Annotated in this window: 4 protein-coding genes; 1 reads left to right on the top strand and 3 read right to left on the bottom strand. The window is 58.1% G+C overall.

Features of this window, described 5'->3' with window-relative positions:
• Positions 1–234 precede the first annotated feature (234 nt).
• On the bottom strand, positions 235–711 hold the full coding sequence (locus tag AUL36_RS23515) for a hypothetical protein (protein ID WP_082656021.1): 477 nt from the start codon (positions 709–711) through the stop codon (positions 235–237).
• A 349-nt stretch (positions 712–1060) separates the two neighbouring features.
• Positions 1061–2452, bottom strand: coding sequence for a hypothetical protein (locus tag AUL36_RS22115; protein ID WP_062224328.1), 1392 nt, complete (start codon positions 2450–2452; stop codon positions 1061–1063).
• A 138-nt stretch (positions 2453–2590) separates the two neighbouring features.
• Between AUL36_RS22115 and AUL36_RS24045 the strand changes: the two genes are divergently transcribed.
• A complete protein-coding gene (locus tag AUL36_RS24045; protein WP_156418533.1) occupies positions 2591–3022 on the top strand; it encodes a hypothetical protein in 432 nt (143 codons plus the stop codon).
• 16 nt (positions 3023–3038) lie between these two features.
• On the opposite strand, the gene AUL36_RS22110 is transcribed toward AUL36_RS24045, so the two are convergent.
• On the bottom strand, positions 3039–3247 hold a 209-nt coding region (locus tag AUL36_RS22110), incomplete at its 5' end, for a transposase (protein WP_156418532.1).

Genomic DNA, 3247 nt, shown 5'->3' with positions numbered 1-3247 from the left:
AAGGTGTCCCAAGGCGAACTTCCGCCAAACTGATTGTTGAGAATGGTGTCAGGTGCGTGGATGTGAGGTTCCCAACGACGCCATTCAGACCCACGACCGACCATCTGTTTCCCACTGCTCGTTCTGCGCGGTCACCAATTGCGAGATGAAGCTCTCGCACTGACCTGCCTACTCCTACACGCGCGGCATCGACCCTTTGAGACGGTTTTACCGCTTGGAAAAAATGTGATCCGCCTACGTCGGTGCCCTATCTGTTCGACGGTGAACCACGGTGCGCTCAATGATCCGGCGGTTGATTTTAACCTTCCATGACGACTGAGCACTGCTCAGCTTACGCTTGAGCTTTGTACTATGGAGGAACGTATATTCCCGTTCATAGAGGAAGCCGTTTTTCCGAGCATACTCGATCACCGCTTCGTTTGCGTTCGCGGATGGATCATCTCTGATCCGCTTCAAGCCATCGAACAGGTTGCCGGTATCGATCCCCAGGAACCGGTTGATACAGACGTTGCCGACATAGGTCTCACGGTGAGTCAGACGATTGCGGATGTAGCAGTGCTCAAGGATCTGCTGTCCACAGGGACAATGGTCGGGTTCGTCGCTGATCTCTACGAACTGGAGGTCCCATTCGGAGCGAGCAGCATTGAATTCCTGGGCAACCGATCGCGGTAGAATATGAGCCTTTAGGCGCTCAAAATTATGCCCGTCCATCTGCGGTCCCGGTGAGATTAGGAGGTGTTGCACGGAAAGGAGAGTAGGACTCTTGCCATAGCACAACCCAGGCGCATTGCCGAGTTTGGTCTGAGAAGGACGGTCACGTCGGGCTAACTACCGCATGCTCCTCGCCCGTAGCCTTAATCAAGCCCTGAAGCGCGGGCAAAACGTCGGAAGCTTCAACCGACGAGGATGGTCACGTCCTGACGAGATAGTCGGCTTGAAGCTGCTTTGGCCTGCGTGATCGGCGTCGAGCGACTGCGGCAAGGACGATAATCGCCATCCTTTCAGCAGGTGCACGAAGGCGACTTGTGAATTCGTCCGCAGAGACAGTCTGGTAACCGCCTTACGGGCGGCCCTCACGGTCGACGTAGTAGGCATATTCAGCAGCTCGCTCGTTGCCGCGATCGTTATAGTCTCCACAAAGCGCATGGAGGACGGTTTCAACTTCGATATTGCTCCAGCCCGAGCCGCTATCTGTCCAACGCGCGTCGTAGAGGCCGTCGAACCTGTAGGCGCCCTTGTCGTAATGCAGAGCTATGAGCCCGGGCGTGTCCAGATGGACCGCCGGATCCACCAGGAGGCCGGCTTGCTTGAGATTGCCATCGGCCGTGCCTGCCCCCTCAAACGAAGGCCAGCGATGGACTGGTGCGCCGACTTCACCGAACGCCATATGCCACAGCACCCCACTGACGCAGGCACCTCCAGCCAACTTGTCGTAGAAGAATGGTGCGAGAGAACTCGCACCCTGCCCTGGAAGCGGAAGCCGCAGCAGGTTTGCCAGGGCGAAGGTCGGGCCGCGCTGAAACTGCTTCGGCTTGAAATTCTGAGCGGCCTTTTCGGCCAACGTCTCGATCACTTTCCGGACTGACCAGGGATCATAATCGCTGTTGGTTCCGAACGGTCGATAGGGCGCAATCTCACCGGACGCGATCGCGATGTTCTTTCCTTCGCGAAGCTGCCGTTCGAGTTCGATCTGGACGTCCATGCCTTCGTCCAGCATCTCGGGGAGACGCTGCGGAGCGGCGACGATATCCAGGGCCTTGACCTCGATGTAAAACTCGAGACTCTTCGGCTCTCCGTTTCGCTCGGTTCGCAACTCGCATTTGAAATCGGGGCCTGGCTCTTTGCTCTCAGGGATTTTCTCGATCGAGAGATGCCCCGCCCCGCGCTCGAGCAGAAGTCGATAAACGAGAGCCTCGGAATAGACGTCGAACACTTGCCGAAAGACGTCGTGCCGGGGGCGGTTCGTCATCGCTCCAAGCTTCTTCAGCATATCATCGACAAAGGTGCGCATCGATTTGCTGCTGAGCGCCTCGTCCTCCATCCGTCGGATCATCCCGAAGTCGAAGCAGCCCAGGGTGTAGTCGCGGGTGATATCGTTGATCGCATGGATCTCGTCCAAGAGCGCGCAAGCCAGCGGATACGCATGCCGGCGCGCTTGACCATAGAGCTCCAAGAAGCGCGGCTTGAACCGATCACCTGCCGAGACTGGATCCGAAAGAAGATTCAGCATTTCATCGGTCATCTGGCCGAGCGCCGCATCTTGCGCATTGTCCGCGCGAATGCGCATCACGTTGAGCCATTTCGTTTCGGGATAGCCCAGCGCAAATTCCGGTTTGCCTCGGTATGTCGAAACATGCCGCGCAAAGGCCTCACCGAGATCTGTCGTAACCGCTGCGTCGCAGACAGGAGTGTTCGCAATCATGATCGCCCTGATGTGTAGCTGGCTGAGCATTTGGCGAAACTCTAGCATGGGATCGGGCAAAGACAGCTCGACCGTTTCAGATGTTCCCGGTGCAGATCGCAGGCTCTAGCCGAGTGGTTGGAGGCGCGTTACCGTAGCTGGCACAGGATCGATCGGCGGAGGAAGCTTATGCGCGCCACCACATTCGGACTAGCAATTCTAGCGATCGCATCTTCGGAGCGTGCAGAGGCAGCAGGGTGCGCCCAGGCACCTCAAAACGCTCCAGAGATCGTTGGCAGCTACGTCGATAATTTCGGCGGGTTGCAGGCAGTCTCGAACCGCTTTTGGATTTCAGGAGATTTGGTGTTCGAGGTTTGCTCCGTTGGTGACAACGCCCGGCACCTGGTCGCCTACAACCACCCGGCCAACAGCTACAATCCGGGAAAATTCAGCCGCTTCGAATGGGTTAGAGCGGAGAACCGGTTGTGGTACTGTCAAACCGTTTATGAGGCATCCACCGAAGGTGCCGCGGTGCAGGCTCCCCCCGCAGACCCGTCTCATCCCGCTCAAGGTGGATGCGGCAGCTCTCCATGGAGCACGCTCATTCGCATTCTGCCCTAGGGTCAGGCCTCATAGCTCAGAGCCAGAAGAGGACGGTGGCGGCGAGCGGGATGGCGGAGAAGAAGACGGTCGGGCACCGATCGTAGCGGGTCGCAACCCGCCGCCAGTCCTTTAGCCGCCCGAACATGATCTCGATGCGGTTGCGTCTGACGTAGCGACGCTTGTCGTGGCGCACCGGCGCGTTGCGCGACTTGCGCCCTGGAATGCAGGGCTTGATGCCCTTCG

The sequence above is a fragment of the Aureimonas sp. D3 genome (assembly GCF_001463805.1).
In the GTDB taxonomy this organism is placed as follows: Bacteria; Pseudomonadota; Alphaproteobacteria; order Rhizobiales; family Rhizobiaceae; genus Aureimonas; species Aureimonas ureilytica_A.
Note: the sequence above shows the minus strand (reverse complement) of the source record. Positions and strands in the feature narration are given on the sequence as shown.